At 71.0% G+C, this 16,000-nt stretch carries 15 protein-coding genes; 4 read left to right on the top strand and 11 right to left on the bottom strand.

The genetic code is table 11. The features are described 5' to 3' along the window. Positions 1-17 precede the first annotated feature (17 nt). The 6 genes from ACFYOP_RS17195 to ACFYOP_RS17170 all read right to left on the bottom strand — a co-directional run bounded on the left by ACFYOP_RS17195 (position 18) and on the right by ACFYOP_RS17170 (position 5,203). Entirely contained in the window at positions 18-617 is a 600-nt protein-coding gene (locus tag ACFYOP_RS17195; protein WP_356898485.1) for a dihydrofolate reductase family protein, read from the bottom strand. A 63-nt stretch (positions 618-680) separates the two neighbouring features. After that, positions 681-1,553 carry a DUF1295 domain-containing protein gene (locus tag ACFYOP_RS17190; protein ID WP_356898484.1) on the bottom strand — a complete coding sequence of 291 codons (873 nt, stop codon included), beginning with the start codon at positions 1,551-1,553 and terminating at the stop codon, positions 681-683. Beyond that, positions 1,550-1,903 carry a hypothetical protein gene (locus ACFYOP_RS17185; protein ID WP_356898483.1) on the bottom strand — a complete coding sequence of 118 codons (354 nt, stop codon included), beginning with the start codon at positions 1,901-1,903 and terminating at the stop codon, positions 1,550-1,552. The genes ACFYOP_RS17190 and ACFYOP_RS17185 overlap by 4 nt, the downstream gene beginning before the upstream one ends. Then, on the bottom strand, positions 1,900-3,192 hold the full coding sequence (locus ACFYOP_RS17180) for a class I SAM-dependent methyltransferase (protein ID WP_388451860.1): 1,293 nt from the start codon (positions 3,190-3,192) through the stop codon (positions 1,900-1,902). Before ACFYOP_RS17180 ends, ACFYOP_RS17185 begins: the two co-directional genes overlap by 4 nt. Next, positions 3,189-3,947, bottom strand: coding sequence for a DUF1365 domain-containing protein (locus ACFYOP_RS17175; protein WP_356898482.1), 759 nt, complete (start codon positions 3,945-3,947; stop codon positions 3,189-3,191). Before ACFYOP_RS17175 ends, ACFYOP_RS17180 begins: the two co-directional genes overlap by 4 nt. Continuing rightward, positions 3,944-5,203 (bottom strand): FAD-dependent oxidoreductase, encoded by a 1,260-nt coding sequence (locus tag ACFYOP_RS17170; protein ID WP_356898481.1) that lies wholly within the window; start codon positions 5,201-5,203, stop codon positions 3,944-3,946. The genes ACFYOP_RS17175 and ACFYOP_RS17170 overlap by 4 nt, the downstream gene beginning before the upstream one ends. Positions 5,204-5,544: 341 nt before the next feature. Here ACFYOP_RS17170 and ACFYOP_RS17165 point away from each other — a divergent pair, with 341 nt between their 5' ends. Continuing rightward, the gene (locus tag ACFYOP_RS17165; protein ID WP_356898480.1) at positions 5,545-6,132 is read left to right on the top strand and encodes a sigma-70 family RNA polymerase sigma factor; all 588 of its coding nucleotides are present in this window, start codon (positions 5,545-5,547) and stop codon (positions 6,130-6,132) included. Continuing rightward, positions 6,132-6,878 carry an anti-sigma factor gene (locus ACFYOP_RS17160; RefSeq protein ID WP_356898503.1) on the top strand — a complete coding sequence of 249 codons (747 nt, stop codon included), beginning with the start codon at positions 6,132-6,134 and terminating at the stop codon, positions 6,876-6,878. The genes ACFYOP_RS17165 and ACFYOP_RS17160 overlap by 1 nt, the downstream gene beginning before the upstream one ends. 201 nt (positions 6,879-7,079) lie before the next feature. Here ACFYOP_RS17160 and ACFYOP_RS17155 read toward each other — a convergent pair whose 3' ends face one another. From ACFYOP_RS17155 to ACFYOP_RS17145, 3 genes are all read right to left on the bottom strand, one after another. After that, positions 7,080-7,955 carry a hypothetical protein gene (locus tag ACFYOP_RS17155; RefSeq protein WP_356898479.1) on the bottom strand — a complete coding sequence of 292 codons (876 nt, stop codon included), beginning with the start codon at positions 7,953-7,955 and terminating at the stop codon, positions 7,080-7,082. Between the two features lie 288 nt (positions 7,956-8,243). Then, on the bottom strand, positions 8,244-8,897 hold the full coding sequence (locus tag ACFYOP_RS17150) for a fasciclin domain-containing protein (protein ID WP_356898502.1): 654 nt from the start codon (positions 8,895-8,897) through the stop codon (positions 8,244-8,246). 90 nt (positions 8,898-8,987) lie between these two features. Further along, on the bottom strand, positions 8,988-10,466 hold the full coding sequence (locus ACFYOP_RS17145; protein ID WP_388451882.1) for a molybdopterin-dependent oxidoreductase: 1,479 nt from the start codon (positions 10,464-10,466) through the stop codon (positions 8,988-8,990). 527 nt (positions 10,467-10,993) lie between these two features. Here ACFYOP_RS17145 and ACFYOP_RS17140 point away from each other — a divergent pair. Both ACFYOP_RS17140 and ACFYOP_RS17135 read left to right on the top strand, forming a co-directional pair. Further along, the gene (locus ACFYOP_RS17140) at positions 10,994-11,827 is read left to right on the top strand and encodes a PIG-L family deacetylase (RefSeq protein WP_356898477.1); all 834 of its coding nucleotides are present in this window, start codon (positions 10,994-10,996) and stop codon (positions 11,825-11,827) included. Between the two features lie 330 nt (positions 11,828-12,157). After that, positions 12,158-12,373, top strand: coding sequence for a DUF6243 family protein (locus ACFYOP_RS17135; protein WP_356898476.1), 216 nt, complete (start codon positions 12,158-12,160; stop codon positions 12,371-12,373). 102 nt (positions 12,374-12,475) lie between these two features. Here ACFYOP_RS17135 and ACFYOP_RS17130 read toward each other — a convergent pair whose 3' ends face one another. Both ACFYOP_RS17130 and ACFYOP_RS17125 read right to left on the bottom strand, forming a co-directional pair. Then, entirely contained in the window at positions 12,476-14,932 is a 2,457-nt protein-coding gene (locus tag ACFYOP_RS17130) for a hypothetical protein (RefSeq protein WP_388451856.1), read from the bottom strand. A 175-nt stretch (positions 14,933-15,107) separates the two neighbouring features. Further along, a complete protein-coding gene (locus ACFYOP_RS17125) occupies positions 15,108-15,833 on the bottom strand; it encodes a DUF6333 family protein (RefSeq protein ID WP_356898474.1) in 726 nt (241 codons plus the stop codon). Positions 15,834-16,000 lie beyond the last annotated feature (167 nt).

Genomic DNA, 16,000 nt, shown 5'->3' with positions numbered 1-16,000 from the left:
GCGGTCGGCGTCCACGCCTACGCGTCCGCCGCCCGCCGGTACGTGCACACCTGCACGCCGTTCGGGCTGGTGACCGTGGACGTGAGTTCCAGGGTGCGCATCCCTCCGTCCGCAGGGAAGATCGACTTCCCGCCGCCGAGCAGGACCGGCATGATCATGAGGCGCAGCTCGTCGACGAGGTCCTCGCTCATCAGGCTGCGCGCCAGCGCGGAGCTCCCCATGACCACGAGGTTGCCCCCCTCGGTGGCCCGCAGGTCCCTGAGCTGTGACATCGCCTTGTCGCCGGGGATACGGACGCTGTTGTCCCAGAGGGACAGGTCGTCGTCGCCGAGTGTCTGAGACACGACGTACTTCCGGATCGCGTTCATCCGGTCCGCGAACGGGTCGCCGGCCCGTGCGGGCCATGCCGCTCCCATGACCTGCCAGGTACGGCGCCCGAACAGCAGCGCCTCGGCGCTGTTCAGCGCGTCGTCGAAAGTGCCGCCGACCACCTCCGGGTCGAAGAAGGGGCCGGTCCAACCGCCGTGGCGGAAGCCGCCGTCCTCGTCCTCGCCGGGCCCACCCGGGGCCTGCACGACACCGTCGAGACTGATGAACTCGGTGATCAAGATGCGCATGGCACTTTCTCCTGCTTCCTCGGTGCGGGTTACGGCAGTGAAGACGGCGGCGCCGCTCGGAAATCATCGGTCACGGCCGTCGCATCGGGCGGCGATCTTCTTTGATCCGGCCCGGTCACGCTGCTCTCCGCCTCCGGCGGACCGGGGCGGCCGTGGGAGGAATCCGCTGGTGCGTGCCATGTATGCGGCGTATCCGGGGCGTTGCGCCATGTGCGACTCGAGGAGCCGTTTGCCGCTCCCTTTGATCAGGAGAACACTCATCACCACGGGCGAGACCAACGACACGACTGCCGCCTGCCAGGTGCCGCAGGCCATCAGGAACAGGCCCCACCAGACGAGGAAGTCGCCGAAGTAGTTGGGGTGGCGCGTCCAGCTCCACAGGCCGCGGTCCATGACGCGCCCCCGGTTGGCCGGGTCCGTCTTGAAGCGGCCCAGCTGGAGGTCACCGACCGCTTCGAAGCAGAGGCCCGTCGCCCACACCGCGATGCCCGCGAACATCAGCGGTCCGACCGGCTCCGGCGTGAACTGGGCCGTCTGCACCGGCAGCGAGACGATCCATACCAGCGCCCCTTGGAGTAGGTACACGGTGCGCAGCGCGTACAGGGAGCGGTTGCCGGGCGCCTTGGCCAGCATGCGTTCGTAGCGTGGGTCCTCCCCGTGGCCGCGGCCCCGCCAGGCGATGTGCACCGCCAGACGCACGCCCCACAGGGCTGTGGCCGAGGCGACCAGCAGACGTCTCGTGTCGTCGCCGTGGCCGGCGGCCGACGCGTACGTCACGACGGCCACAGCGGTGAAGGCGAGTCCCCAGGCGATGTCCACCAGTCGGTGCATGCCGCGCGCGGTGCCCAGGGCGAAGAAGGTGAGCATGACGGCGAACGCGGCAGCGGCGGCGGGTGCCAGGTTGGTGACGAACGCCGCCCACGGGAAGCCGCTCACCGGGACCCGTCCCGTCCGTACCACCCGTGCGGGGTGCCGCTCATGCCCGCGTCCCCCGTCGGCGTCGGCCGGACGGCGAGGATCTGGTCGACGCCCATGCGCCGCTCGGCGACCGCCAGGGAACTGCCCACGAGGTACAGCCGCCACACCCGGGCGGTCGCCGCCTCGGCCAGGCCCACTTCGCCGGGCTGCCGCAGCAGCCGGCGCAGGGCCAGGCGGCAGCGGAGTACGACGACCGGAGCACCGCCGGGCCCTGCCTCGCTGCCGTCCCACGCCCGCAACCGGAAGGGGAGGGGGGCCCGGAGGCAGCGCGTCAGAAGGGCGGCGAGTCGATCGGCGACGGATGTCATCGTGGTCCTTCCTGTCCGTTCGGGTCAGCGGTCAGCAGCATCTGGTGCACGTCCAGGTAGCGCGCCCGGAACCCTGCTTCGGAGTACGCCAGGTAGAGCTCCCACATGCGGCGGAAGACGGGGTCGAAGCCCAGCGCGTCGACGCGGGCGGCCTGATTCGAAAAGCGCTCACGCCACAGCCGGAGGGTTTCCGCGTAGTGGTCGCCGTACCGGGCGTCGGACACGATGCGCAGGCCGGCGCGCGCGGATTCCTCCTCGATGGCGCGCATGGAGGGGATGAGGCCGCCGGGGAAGATGTACTTGCTGATCCATGTATGGGCCTGCGCGGTGGCCAGCATCCGCTCGTGCGGCATGGTGATCGTCTGCAGCGCGATGCGGCCGCCGGGCGTGAGGCGCTCGCTCAGGGACGAGAAGTAGACGGGCCAGTACTCGGCGCCGACCGCCTCGATCATCTCCACACTCACCACCGCGTCGTAAGTGCCGGTGACATGGCGGTAGTCGCACAGGTCCACGGTCACCCGGTCGGCGACGCCGGCGTCTCGCAGGCGGCTCATCGCCAGCTGCCGCTGCTCGGCGGAGAGCGTCACCGTCACGACACGGGCCCCTCGAGCGGCGGCCCGCAGGGAGAGCTCGCCCCATCCTGTGCCGATCTCCAGCAGCCGGGTTCCGGGCCCGACGCCCGCCAGGTCGAGCAGGCGGTCGATCTTGCGGTGCTGGGCGGCCTCGAAGGTCTTCTCGCAGGCCGGGAAGGCGGAGAAGACGGCGGACGAGTACGACATCGTCGGATCGAGGAACAGCGCGAACAATTCGTTCGACAGGTCGTAGTGGCGGCGGATGTTGTCACGCGAGCCTTCGACGGTGTTGCGCTGCGCCGCCGGGCGGCGGCGTATCCACAGGCTTCTCAGCCGCCGCAGGGCGGCCGGCACCAGGTCGTCCGTGTGCGAGGCGAGGACCGTCAGAACGCCGACCGGATCATCGGCCTCCCATTCACCGGCCATGTAGGACTCGCCGAATCCGATCAGCCCGTCGGCGCCGATCCGCCGGCTGAACGCCTCAGGGTCGAGAACGCGCAGCAGCGGCCCGCCCCCTTCCTGACGGTCCTGCCCCCACTGCACGGACAGCGGAAGCCGGGTGAGCGCCCGTCGCACGAGCACACCGGCCGCCACGCCGCGGGCACGGGAGCCGCCGGGCGGCCGGACGGCGTGCGGCCACCTGGCGTGCTGGGCGGCTGGTCCGGGCCCTGGTACGACCTGCTTCCGGTCGGAGCTCCGTGGTTCCGAGAGGGTCACTTCATGCCTTTCCGGGGTCGGTGAGGGGGGCGGGGCTGTACGGGAAGTCCGCGCAGGAGCAGGCGTATGCCGTGATGGCGGATGGCGGCGGACGCCACTGCCGTGGACCAGGGGCGCCGCAGGGCCGCTCTCAGCAGTTGGCCGGCGGTGGCCGGCCGCCGCGTGCCGTGGACGGTCGCGGTGAACGGGATCGCGTCTCCGCGCCGCAACCGGACGGTCAGGTCCAGCTGTTCGCCGGGCAGGGGCAGGCGCATCCGGTAGGTGCCGTCGACCGGGAAGAACGGGGAGACGTAGAAGTCCTTCTCCGCCTGCGCCGTGCCGCTCTCGTCCGTTCGCAGCAGGTAGCAGTGGCGCTGTCCGTAGGTGTTGTGAACCTCGGCCACGACGCATTCGAGGGCACCGGCGCGGTCGTGGCACCAGTAGACGGTGATCGGGTTGAAGACGTACCCGAGCACCCGCGCGTGGGCCAGCATCAGCACGCGACCGCCGTTCAGGTCGACACCGTGGGCTCGCAGACAGGCGTCGATCCCGGCCCGGAGGGACGGCGCTGTGCCTCCGAAGTGGTCCCGCGGATCGAAGCGGGCCAGCGGCCGGAGCAGGCGGGGAAGTACGGGGATGTGGTCGACGTCGACCAGCCACAGATAGGTGCGGTGCCGGAAGCGGTGGCGCAGCGGGATGCTGCGGGCGTGGCGTACGACGCAGTCGTAGAGCGCCGGCGTCCCCGCCTTCGTGGGTGCGTGCGTCGGGGGCGTCACCACCGCACCCCCAGGGCGGCTGCCGCCTCGACGCCCGAGCGGCACCCGTCCTCGTGGAAGCCCCACCCGTGGTACGCACCGGCGTAGGCGGTCACCGTGGTGTTCAGCCGCGGCAGGCGCCGCTGGGCGGCCACGGACGCCGGGGTGAAGACGGGGTGCTCGTAGACCATGCGCGCCAGGACCTTGCCGGGGTCCACACGTCCGTCGCCGTTGAGCGTGACGACGAACTCGTCCGCGGTCTCGAGACGTTGCAGGCGGTTCATGTCGTAACTGACGTGGGCGGCGTCGGGCTCGGCACCGCAGGACGGCATGAAGTAGTTCCACGACGCGCGGGCCCGGGCGGAGCGCGGCAGCAGCGTGGTGTCGCTGTGCAGGACCGTCGGATTGCTGGAGTACGCGAACGCGCCCAGGATCTGCCGCTCGTCGTCGGTCGGATCGGTCAGGACATGCAGCGCCTGACCGGGGTGGACCGCCATCACGACCGCGTCGTGTTCCTGGGCGTCACCGTCGTCCGTCACCACGCGGGCGCGTTCGGCGAACCGCTGCACCGCGCGTACGGGGGTGGCCACGCGCACGGTGGTGATCTCCTTGGCGACCCGCGCCACGTACTCCGCCGAGCCCCCGGTCACGGTCTTCCACTGCGGGGATCCGGTGATCGTCAGCAGACCGTGGTGGTCCAGGAAACGGAAGAGGTGACGGGCGGGGTGGCTCAGGGCGGTCCGGGGCGGGCAGGACCAGACGGCGGAGACGAGCGGAGCGACGAAGTGGGCGACGAAGTAGGAGGAGTAGCCGCCCTGGCGCAGGAACCGGTCCAGTGTGTACGCCGGCTCGTCGTCGGAGGTGAGGAGGCGGCGCGCCGCCCGGTGGAAGAGGGGTATCTCGGCGAGCATCCGCAGATAGCGGCCCCTCAGCGCCGCCCGTCCGGTGAACAGACCCCTCGGTCCGCGGGCTCCGGCGTACTCCAGGCCGCAGCCCTCGCACCGCACCGACATGCTCATCTCGGAGTCCTGGGTGGCCACGCCGAGTTCCTCGAACAGCCGCAGCAGCGTCGGATAGGTCCGCTCGTTGTGCACTATGAAGCCGCTGTCGACCCTCAGCGGCCGTCCGTCGGCCGTCACCCGCTCGTGTGTGTGGGCATGGCCGCCGAGCCGGGGCTCCGCTTCGTACAGGGTGACATCGCACGCCCTCCGCAATACGTAGGCGGCGGTCAGACCCGCCACGCCCGAGCCGACCACAGCCACGCTCCGTGCCTTCATCGCTCCACCCCTTGCGCCCCGGTGCTCTCACCGCGCGTGCCGCGCGACGTCGGGGCTGATTCGAGGCCCGGCACGGTTCGGATTGGTCACGGCCGGCGCCCGCCTTCTCCCGGCGCCGGGTGCCGGGCGCGTCGGTACGGGCGGCATACCGTGACGCGATGGTTGCCGCTCGGGTCGAATGGGCCGGTCCACCCATCCGGAAGCCGCGCGGCTACGAACCAATGACGGAAGCAATCCGAAGGTGACGTGTCGCTCACCTGTAGAGCGGGAGAGTTGCGTATGGGCAACCAAGGCTCATTGCCCCACCACGCCGGCCCCGGTCGGCGCTGCGGTGGTGCGCGATGAAGGAATTCGCACGCGCCGGCGGCCGGCCGCACAGCGACGGGCCGGACCTTTCCGAAGTCGTCGCACGGGTTGCCGGTGGCGACAAGGACGCTTTCGCCACCCTCTACGACTCCATCGCCGGTCCTGTTTTCGGGCTGGTGCTGAAGGTGCTGCGCGATCCCTCGCAGTCCGAGGAGGTCACGCAGGAGATCATGGTCGAGGTGTGGCGCACGGCGACCCGTTTCCGTCCCGAGCAGGGAAGCGTGATGACGTGGGTGATGACGATGGCCCACCGTCGTGCGGTGGACCGGGTCCGCTCCGAACAGGCGGCCACCGATCGTGAGCAGCGCACCGCGCGCCGCGACCACGCGCCCGCCTACGACCAGGTCAGTGAGGAAGTCGCCGTCCGGCTGGAGAGCGAACAGGTACGGCGCTGTATGCGGTCTCTCACCGAGCTCCAGCGGCAGGCCGTGACACTCGCCTACTACCAGGGCTACACCTATCGGGAGGTCGCCGTCTCGTTGTCGGCGCCGTTGGGCACGGTCAAGACCCGGCTGCGCGACGGACTGATCCGGCTTCGTGACTGCATGGGAGTGAACGCATGATGAGCCAGGACCACATGCATGCCCCCACCGGCGCGTACGCCCTGGACGCGCTGCCCGACGACGAGCGTGAGGCCTTCGAGCGCCACCTGCGGGGCTGCGCCGCGTGTGCGCAGGAGGTGAGGGAGTTGAAGGCCACGGCGGCCCGGCTGGGCACTGCCGTGTCGGCCGCACCCCCCGAAGCGCTGAAGGAGCGGGTCCTGGAACGGATCGGGACCGTCCGCCAGCTCCCTCCCGACGTACAGGGCGGCACCGGCACGTCGCGGCGTGGGGCCGTCGGTCGCAGGCATCTGCCGAAGCTGGTCCTGGCGGCGTGTGTCGCCGCGGCCACCGCGTTCGGCGGGGCGGCGGCGTGGCAGTACCAGGAGGCGCGGCAGGCCGAGCGGCGTGTCGAACAGGTCAGGGCGGAGACGGCCGACATGGCCCGCGTTCTGGCCGCCGCGGACGCCCGGACCGTCACCGGAGACGTCAAGGGTGGAGCCAGGGCCGCGGTGATCGTCTCCCGCAGTGAGGACAGCGCTGTCTTCCTGGCCTCCGGCCTGCCCGAGCTGCCGCGGAGCAAGACGTACCAGCTGTGGTTCGCCGACGGTGACAGGATGCGGCCGGCCGGGCTGCTCGCGAAGGACGGCGGTCTGCTGATGGAGGGGGACGTCGGCAGCGCCGAGGGAGTCGGCGTCACTGTGGAACCGAGCACCGGCTCGCCTCAGCCCACCAGTGCCCCACTGGCCCTGCTCGGTCTGCCGGCCTGAGCCGGATGAGGGCGGACGGGGGCGGCGCGGGCGGGCGAGGCAGGACGGGGGCGGGCGAGGGCGGGACGGCCGGATCATGGCTGTCCCGCCCTCGCCCGCCCTCCTTCGCGGCAGTCGGCAGCCGCTCCCCGCGGGCTCCGGCATGTCAGGGGACGGAAGCCGGACCTGCGGCGCGGGACGAAGAGGGCAGGCGCCTGGGCATCACGGTGAACCGGCTCCGCCCGGCTGCCGGGCCGCGACGAGGTAGGCGGCGTACAGCCTTCCCGCGTGGGGCGTCAGACAGGGCGCGGCAGGGCCGATGAGGTTCGGGGTGACGGGTGTGCCGGCTGACCACCGGTGCCCGTCGGGCGAGGAGCACGCGAGGAGTACGCCGGTTCCCCTGTCGCGGTAGGCCAGCCACAACTGCCCCTCGTGCGAGGCGATGGCGGGATCGTGCCCGGTGCACGGCCCGTCGATGGTCCACCCGGGCCCGAACCACTCCGACGACCAGGACAGGCCGCTGATCGAGCCGTCCGCACAGGCGTGGACGGCCCACGTGGCGCCGTCGTGCTGAGCGAGGACGACGGCTCCTTCGCCGCCGGCATCGGCGAACCACCCCTGGTCCTTGAGGGACCACTGCCGGACCGGCCGGCGGGGCAGACGCCACTCGCCGATGGCGGCCAGCTCGCCGCTGCGCCGCTGAGAGGTGCGGATACGGCGCGGTCCGACAGCCACCGCACCCGGCGCCGCCGTCGTCATCTGGTGGGGCAGCGCCGTGGGATTCCGCGCCGCCCCGTGCGGGTGCTCTCCCAGCAGGCAGGCATGGACGATGCCGGTGCGGGCCTCGGCGTACAGGCACCACAGGCCCGCGTCCGTCGACACCAGAGCCGGGCGGAGACCGGTCAGAGCCTGTTCGTGCAGAGGCACCGGATCCTGCCATCTGCCGTCGTCGAGCACGCTCCACACCACGGCGCAGTCGTCGGCACGCGGGAACGCCGCGTAGAGCGTTCCCTGGTGGGAGAAGAGTGCCGGGGCGACAGCGGCCGCCCAGGAGGGCGAGGGGGCGGGCAGCCAGCCGCCGGACGTGAGCACGCTCATGCCGACCCTCGACCGGTCGGCGGAATCGTGTCCGGGAGCGGGCCCGGGTGCGGGCGCGGGCCCGCTCCCGGGTGCGGGCGCGGGCGAGGGCCCGGGCCCGGGTGCGGGAGCCGTTGCCGAGGAAGTGGCCGGCCGGGTGGGGAAGCTGCTGCTGCTCGACGGCATGGACGCCTTCCGTCAGGACCTGTGGTTCTTCGGCCAAGGGCGCGGCATGAAAAGGGCGCGGCCCCCCGAGGGGGGCCACATCAGGGGGCCGCGCCGGTCGTCACCCGCTGCCGCGGGCGGGTCTCAGGACTTGGGCATCAGGACGGTGTCGACGATGTAGACGGTCGCGTTCGCGGTGGGGACGTTGCCGCAGACGACTGTGGAGGTGTCGTTGACGGTGTAGTCCTCGCCGGAGCCCTTGGTGGTGAGGGTGGACTTCTGGAGGGTGTCGTAGGTGCCGTTCTCGAGCTGCTTCGGAGCGAGCTTCTCGCCGACGACGTGGTAGGTGAGGATGTTGGTGAGCATTTCCTTGTCGGCGAGGACCTTGTCGAGGTCGGCCTTCGGGATCTTGGCGAAGGCGTCGTTGGTGGGCGCGAACACCGTGATGTTCTCCGCGTTGTTCAGGGTGTCGACCAGGCCGGCCTTCTTGACGGCGGTCACCAGCGTGGACAGCGCCGGGTTGTTGGACGCGGCCGTGGCGACCGGGTCCTTGGCCATGCCGTCGAAGCTGCCTGCGCCGTCCTTCGGCACCGAGGCACAGCCCGGGCCGAACGGGCCGTCGACCGTGCCCGAAGTCTCGGCGGGAGAGCTCTTCTCCTCGGCCGGGGCCGAGGTCGCGGCCTTGTCGGCGGCCGCGTCAGAGGAGCTGTCGTCTCCTCCGCAGGCGGTCAGTGCGAGGGGCAGGACCGCGGCTGCGGTCACGGCGATGGCGGCACGGCGGAAACGGAAGGCGTTCATCATTATCTCCTGGAGTGTTCTTTGCATTACTGAGAGTGGTTGGTCTGAGGTGAGGAGGGCAGTCCGGGGACGATCACGGGGCGGATGGGTCTACTCGGCCGTGACCACCACGGAGTGCCATCCGCTGGCCCCGTCGGGGACGGTTCTGGTCCGCTGCTCGGCCTGGAGGGTGCCGGTGCGGTCGGTGGCGCGGACGGTGAGGGTGTGGCTGCCGGGGGTGGCCTTCCATGGGAAGGACCACTGGCGCCAGGTGTCGGTGGTGTGTTCGGCCGCGAGGTCGGCCGGCTGCCAGGCGCCGTCGTCGATGCGGATCTCGACCTTGTCGATGCCGCGGTGCTGGGCCCAGGCCACTCCGCCGACCATGACGGTCCCGGCCTTCGGGCGGGCGAAGGGCTTGGGGGTGTCGATGCGGGACTGAGTCTTGACGGGCGCCTTGCGGGCCCACTTGCGTTTCACCCAGTACGCGTCGTACGAGTCGAACGTGGTGAGTTCGATGTCCTCGATCCATTTGCAGGCCGAGACGTATCCGTAGAGGCCGGGCACGACCATGCGCACCGGGAACCCGTGGTCCAGCGGCAGCGGTTCGCCGTTCATGCCCACGGCGAGCATCGCGTCACGGCCGTCCATGAGGTCCTCGACCGGCGTGCCGAGCGTCATCCCGTCGACGGACCGGGCCACCAACTGGTCGGCCGCGCCGCCCCGTGACGGGGGCGCGACACCTGCCTCCTTGAGCAGGTCCGCGAGCCGCACGCCGATCCAGCGGGCGTTTCCGACGTACGGGCCGCCGACCTCGTTGGAGACACAGGTGAGGGTGATGTCCCGCTCGATCAGCTCACGGCCCAGCAGCTCCTGGAAGGTGAGCGTCAGCGGGCGCTTCACGCCCTTGCCGTGGATCCGCAGCCGCCAGCTCGTCGCATCGACCTTCGGCACCACCAGGGCGGTGTCGACCCGGTAGAAGTCCTTGTTCGGCGTGACGAACGGACTCACACCCGCGACGCGCAACCGCGCGCCCTTCGGCACAGGGGCCGCCGGTGAGGCAGGCGCGGGCAGGACGAGTGCCTCGCGCGAGGCGACGGCCTCGCGTGTCCGCGACCGGCCCAGGGCCCGCCCCGCTCCACCGGCGCCGGTGGACGCCACGGCGGCCGCGGCGGCGGACAGAAGAAAACCACGCCGGTCCCAGCCGGACTCCTGGGATGCGGCAGCCGGCGCCGCGGGGCTGCCGGCCCCGAGCCGGCCGATCAGCCAGTAGAGCACTCCGGCACCCGCGAGCGCGCCCGCCAACGACGGCAAGGCGTCGGTGAGGGAGACGGAGTCCGGGCGGCTCGTGGCGGCGACAGCACCGACCACCCCGAAGGCGAACACCCCCAGGGCGCCGAGACGCCGGTGCCGAAGGGCGAAGAGACCCAGCACGACAGCCAGCAGACCGAGCACCGCGACGATGCCCAGCTGCAGGACGACCTTGTCGTCCTCACCGAACGTCCGGATCGCCCAGTCCTTCACCGGCGTGGGCGTCCGGTCGATCGCCGCACCGCCGACCGCTGCGATCGGGCCCGCTTCCGGCCGGACCATGGCCGCGATCAGTTCGGCGACTGCCAGCGCCGCGTACGCGGCCAGCAAACCGCCGAGCCCGGCGAACGCCCGCCGCTGCCACGAAGCACCTGAAGTAGTCACACCCGCTCTTCGAAGCCGGGCGGCCACCGGATTGGTCGCTCACTCGAACGAGTGGCGCCGGGCGTCCGGTCACCGGCCCTCCGACGCGGGAACCGGAGTGGAGACCGCACTCTGCACGAGCTCCGGGCGGAGGCTCCTGCGGTCTTCCTGCCCTTGTGGTACCGGCCGATCTCACGCCCCTTCCTGTTGTTGCTCAGGGCCATGGTCGCCACCGCCCGTGCCCCAGAACGCCGACGCCCGGAAGGCCAGGCGGTCGCGCCGGGAACAGCCGGCCCGGCCGTCACGGTTGCATCGACCGAAGGACCGGCGCCGCACAGGCGGGGAAGACGGAGACACAGAGTCGCCCGCCCCGCCTGGCCCCGGGCCCCAGTACCCCCGCCGCGCACTCGGACCCAGACGCAAGTTCTGCAGGAGGACTGTTTTTCATGACTGACCGGCCCTTGACGCTCATGGCAGTACACGCCCACCCCGACGACGAGGCCACCGGAACCGGAGGGGTCCTCGCGCGGTACGCGGCGGAAGGCATCCGCACGGTTCTCGTGACGTGTACCGACGGCGGCTGCGGTGATGGACCGGGGGGCGTCAAGCCGGGCGATCCCGGGCACGATCCGGCGGCCGTCGCCCTGATGCGCCGCCAAGAACTCGAGGCGAGCTGTGAGGTCCTGAAGATCAGCGACCTGGAGACGCTGGACTATGCCGACTCCGGGATGATCGGCTGGCCGAGTAACGACGCCCCCGGATCCTTCTGGCGCACCCCCGTCGGGGAAGGCGCCGCCCGGCTTGCGGAACTCATGCGGCACTACCGGCCCGATGTGGTCGTCACCTACGACGAGAACGGCTTCTACGGCCACCCCGACCACATCCAGGCCCACCGCATCACGATGGCGGCGTTGGAGATGACCGCGCTGACACCGAAGGTGTACTGGACGACGATGCCCCGCTCGATGATGCAGCGGTTCGGGGAGACCATGCGCGAGTTCGGGGAGGACATGCCGGAGCCGGATCCCGCGGAGGCCGCCGCGATGGCCGAGATCGGCCTCCCCGACGACGAGATCACCACGTGGGTGGACACCACCGCGTTCAGCGGTCAGAAGTTCGATGCGCTGGCCGCGCACGCCAGTCAGGGCGAGAACATCTTCTTCCTCAAGATGGGCAGGGAGAGGTTCGGCGAGTTGATGGGCCTGGAGACTTTCGTACGTGTCCAGGACGCCACCGGCGCGGCCGTACCCGAGAACGATCTCTTCGCCGGACTGCGCTGACCCGCCCGTCCGGCGGTGGACTCGGGAAGCCGGTGGCGTCCGGCTGGACCTGCTCCGGGCGTGCAGCGACTATCCGCGGGTGCCGACGGTGCCGAGATTCCGGGGAGGAAACAGCTGAACCCGGGCGCTCGCCGAAAGCGCGGCCGGCGCCGGGGCGACCAGCGGCCTGGCGCGCGGGGCGGACGGAACCGGGTACCGTCTTTGCATGCTCTTCCAGACGCCGATTTGCGAGTGAGAGCGTGATGGGGCCCTGCCGGCGCCCTTCGACGTCGCCGCCCGTCCCCCACCCGTAAGTCCGTAGATCACTTCACATCATTACCGGGAGAGCCCATGACCGTGAGCAAGAACATCAACAACCCCGTCGGCATGGGCGGCGGTCAGCGCAAGAAGCTGTCCCGCGCCGAACGGCAGAACAACGGTCCGCACCGCAACCTCGACCGCAAGGGCGCCGCCGACCAGAAGGCGGAGCTGGTGCGCAAGATGCGCGAGAAGGCCGGCGCAGCCGAGGGCACCGGGCAGACGGGCGACGACACCGCACAGAGCTGACGCACCGCCGCCGCGGGGAGGCACGGCGCAGGGCCCGGACCGCGATGCACGGTCCGGGCCCTGCGTCTCAGCGGGCAAATCGGCGGAGCTCCGGCGGTCGGGCTAGTCCGTGGCGTCCCGGCGCCTGCGGCGGGTCCACCACACCAGGGCCGCACCCGCGGCGACGACCGCCGCCGCGATGCCGGAGATCAGGCCGACCGGGGTGCTGGAACCGGTGTCGGCGAGTCCGCCGTCCGGGTCCGGCCTGTTGGCCGGCGGGGTCGGCCTGCCGTCGTCGCCCGGGGTGGACGGGTCCGGGGCCGGGGTCGACGGCGGGTCGGTCGGCTTCGGATCGTCCGTCGGGGTCGGGGTGGGAGTCGGATCCGGGCCCGGGTCCCCGTCGCCGGCCTCGATGTCACCGCTGCCGCCGAGGTAGAGCGTGTCGGTGTCCCGGTAGGACACGTCGTCCGACTGGAGCGACGTCTTCGTCGTGGTGTCCAGCGTGCGGTGTTCGACGTTGAACCGGGTCCGGCTGATGTTCCGCTTCGGCTGCTTGGAGAAGTCCACCCCGCCGACGCCCTGGTTGAAGACCTTGCCGCCGTACTCCAGCTCGAACCACTCGATGCCCTCACGCAGCGACTTCATGTACTTCTGGTACACGTCCTCGCGGGTCCACTGGTCGTGCGGGGCGCGCAGCGGCCACGCCGAGACGTCGTTGGAGTTGATGATCTCGCGGAAGTCGGTCGGCGCCTTGGCGTCCTGCTGGCGGATGTACTCGGCCGCGACACGCGCGGTGTAGACGGCGCGCAGGTCGGCGTAGCGCTTGTCGTTGTTGACCCGCTCCTCCATGAGCGGAACGATGTTGGCGCGGACGCTCGCTTCCATCGACTTCTTCTGCGCGTCGGTCAGGCCCTTGCACTCCGTGCTGCCGGGGGCCTCCCACTCGATGTCGAGCCACTCGGCGGACACCTTCAGGGGTGCGTCGAGGATGTAGATCCCGCCGTCCTGCTCGCGGACCTGGGCGGTCTTGGGCTCGGCCCAGAACCGGACGCCGGGGAAGCACGGAAGGCCGTTCTGGCGGGGTGCGGTGTCCCAGTACCGCTTGCCGCCGGCGTGCTTCTTCGGGTTGAGGGCCTCGGCGAAGTCCTCCTTCATCAGGTAGTCGGCCTCGAGCAGGACCCGGCCGGCGTCGGTCCTGCCGAACCTGGCGTCCATGATCTTGTCCGGCTGATCCGGGTTGAGGTTGACCCAGAACTTCTCCGGGGTGAGCGCGAGCCAGGTGAACAGGGCGTCGGAGGAGAGCTGCATACGCGCCTCGCCGCCGAAGCCGGGGTTCTCGTCAGGGTCGGGCATCTGGTCGGCGCGCATGGAGTACTGCATGCCCTTGCCCTTGCCCAGTCCGCCGACGTACCGCAGTTCCAGGGTGGTGAAGTCGACGCCGCCCGGGCCGCCGCGCGGGAGGGTGCCCCGGGGGTCGAGCCGGCGGGCGTCGGCCTGGATCCGCTTGGCCTCGCCCGGGGTCTTCCCGGAGCCGTTGACGCGGTCGTTCAGCGAGCCGCGCGTGCCGCACGAGGACGCGGCGGCGAGCCGCAGCTTGCCCTGGCCGCCCTGACAGCCCGGGGCGAACCAGCGCTGGTAGTCGGAGTAGCCCCGGATGGGCTTGGTCCGCGGGACCGGGTTGTAGATCCGCTGGTTGCCGCGGACCTGGTTCGTCTGCCCGGGCCGCAGCCGGTTGACGTACCGGTTCAGGTTGTCGATCTTCTTGCGCTGGGTCTCGGTGAACGGCTTCGCGCCGGTGAACCGGAACTTGTGGTCCGGCATGAACCGGGCGATCTTCCGGTCCTTCGCGAGCTGCTTGTTCGTGAGCTCCGAGTTCGACTTGAACTCGTTGAACTCCTTGGTCCGCTGGTTGTAGGCGTCGTACCGGCGCGTCTCGACGACGTTGCCCTTCGCGTCGATCAGCTCGACGGTGACCTCGCACAGCCAGTCCGGCCCGACCAGGCGGAAGTCACGGACGAGCTGGCGCTCGAACGCCGATCCCTTGTGGTTGTTGGTCTGGTTGCGGATGAACCGGTGCTCGAACCAGTGGTCGAAGCTCAGGCCCTCCGTGTTGTGGAAGTACCGGGCGTAGATCTCGAACTTGCGGTCCGCAGGACTGCCGGACCTGTCGGCGATCTTCTGCCACGCCTTGTAGTTCTTCTCCGTGTCGTTCGCGACCTGCGACAGGGCCTTGGTCTTGTCGGCGGCCGTCGGCGGCTTCACCCCGTCGTACGCCCTGCCGGGCAGGTCGTAGTTGAAGTTCTTCGGGTTGCCCTGCCAGGCGGAGAAGTTGGAGCCGGTGGGGTCGTTGGGGAACCCCGAGTTCGTCGGCGTGCTCGGGTACGGCTTGCCGAGGTTCTTCGTGTCGCAGCGCTTCGCGCCGTCCTTGATCCTGGCCGCGACGGCGCGCGGCGCGGCGGTGGCGGTGTCGGTCTCGATGCCGGGCAGACCGGTCACGGTGACTGCCGAGGCGATTCCGACGACGGCGAGAACGCGGCCCGCCAGACGTAACCGCCGGGGTATGCGCAGTGCTCTGTTCACGTGTGATCTTCCCTCATGTGCGGGGCCTGAGGGGCTACGGGGCGGCGCGTGAGGCCCCCGTGACGTGTACGCGTCGCCCATGCCAAGCTAGCCCCAACCGCCGACGGACAGGAAACGGAAAAGGCCGTGTCGGCGTGTCAACCGGCCGGAACCGACCGCGCGTTGGGGGAAGCGGTCAGCCGCCGAAGTACAGGGCTTCCATGTGGCCGGTGGCGTGCTCGCTGTGCCGCACCCGCAGCGAGGAGGCGTACAGGCCGGCCCGCCCCCACGGGTCCGCGTCGGCGAGGCAGGCGGTGGCGAGGGCGCCCCAGTCGTTCTGGTTCGGTTCGTCGTCCAGGTCGAAGTACACGTCGAGGTCTTCGAGGACTTCCGTCGTGATCCCGAGGGCGGACATCACGGCCTGCGGGTCGCCGGTCACGACGAACGGTTCGTCGCCGGGCCAGCCGCAGGCGTGGAACATGGCGCCGTCCGGCAGCCATACGAGGTCCTCGGTGTGCTCGGCGCCGCAGTGCACCTCCACCCGGCCCACGATCCGCGCGTCGGGGAAGCGCTCCCGCAGCCGGGTGGCCTCCGCCAGCAGCGGCATGTCGTTGCCGTCGTCCGCGAACGCCGGGTCGGAGACCGACAGGAGGTTTCCCCACGCGCCGGCCTGCACGAGGTCCAGATCGGCTCTCGTGGCGACCGTGATCATGTCGCTGCGCGCACGGGGGCCGAGGTCCTCGACCACGTCGTCGATCGTGCCCAGGGAACGGGCGAACTCCGCGGCCCTGACCGGTTCGTTGGGCGGGAGGCCGGCGACGTCGACGGTGAACGGCGGGTGCAGGAGGGTCAGTTCGTAGCGGCTGCCGCTGCCCCGGGTTGTGCGGTCGGGCGGGAGAGTCCAGTAGTCGGTGACAGACATGCCCGTCACCGTAACCGGTTCCCGTTCTCCTCCGGGGGTGGTTGTGGTCCGCCGGTCCGGCGTACGCGAGGCCCGTTCCGGGGGCCTCGAGGCCGACGCGCGACAGCCGCCCTCGCCGCCGGGCCGGTCGCAAGCCGCCGGGCCGGTCGCGCGCCGGCGGCGGTCGC

Origin of the sequence: Streptomyces sp. NPDC006294 (assembly GCF_042870895.1) — a bacterium.
Classification (GTDB): domain Bacteria; phylum Actinomycetota; class Actinomycetes; order Streptomycetales; family Streptomycetaceae; genus Streptomyces.
Note: the sequence above shows the minus strand (reverse complement) of the source record. Positions and strands in the feature narration are given on the sequence as shown.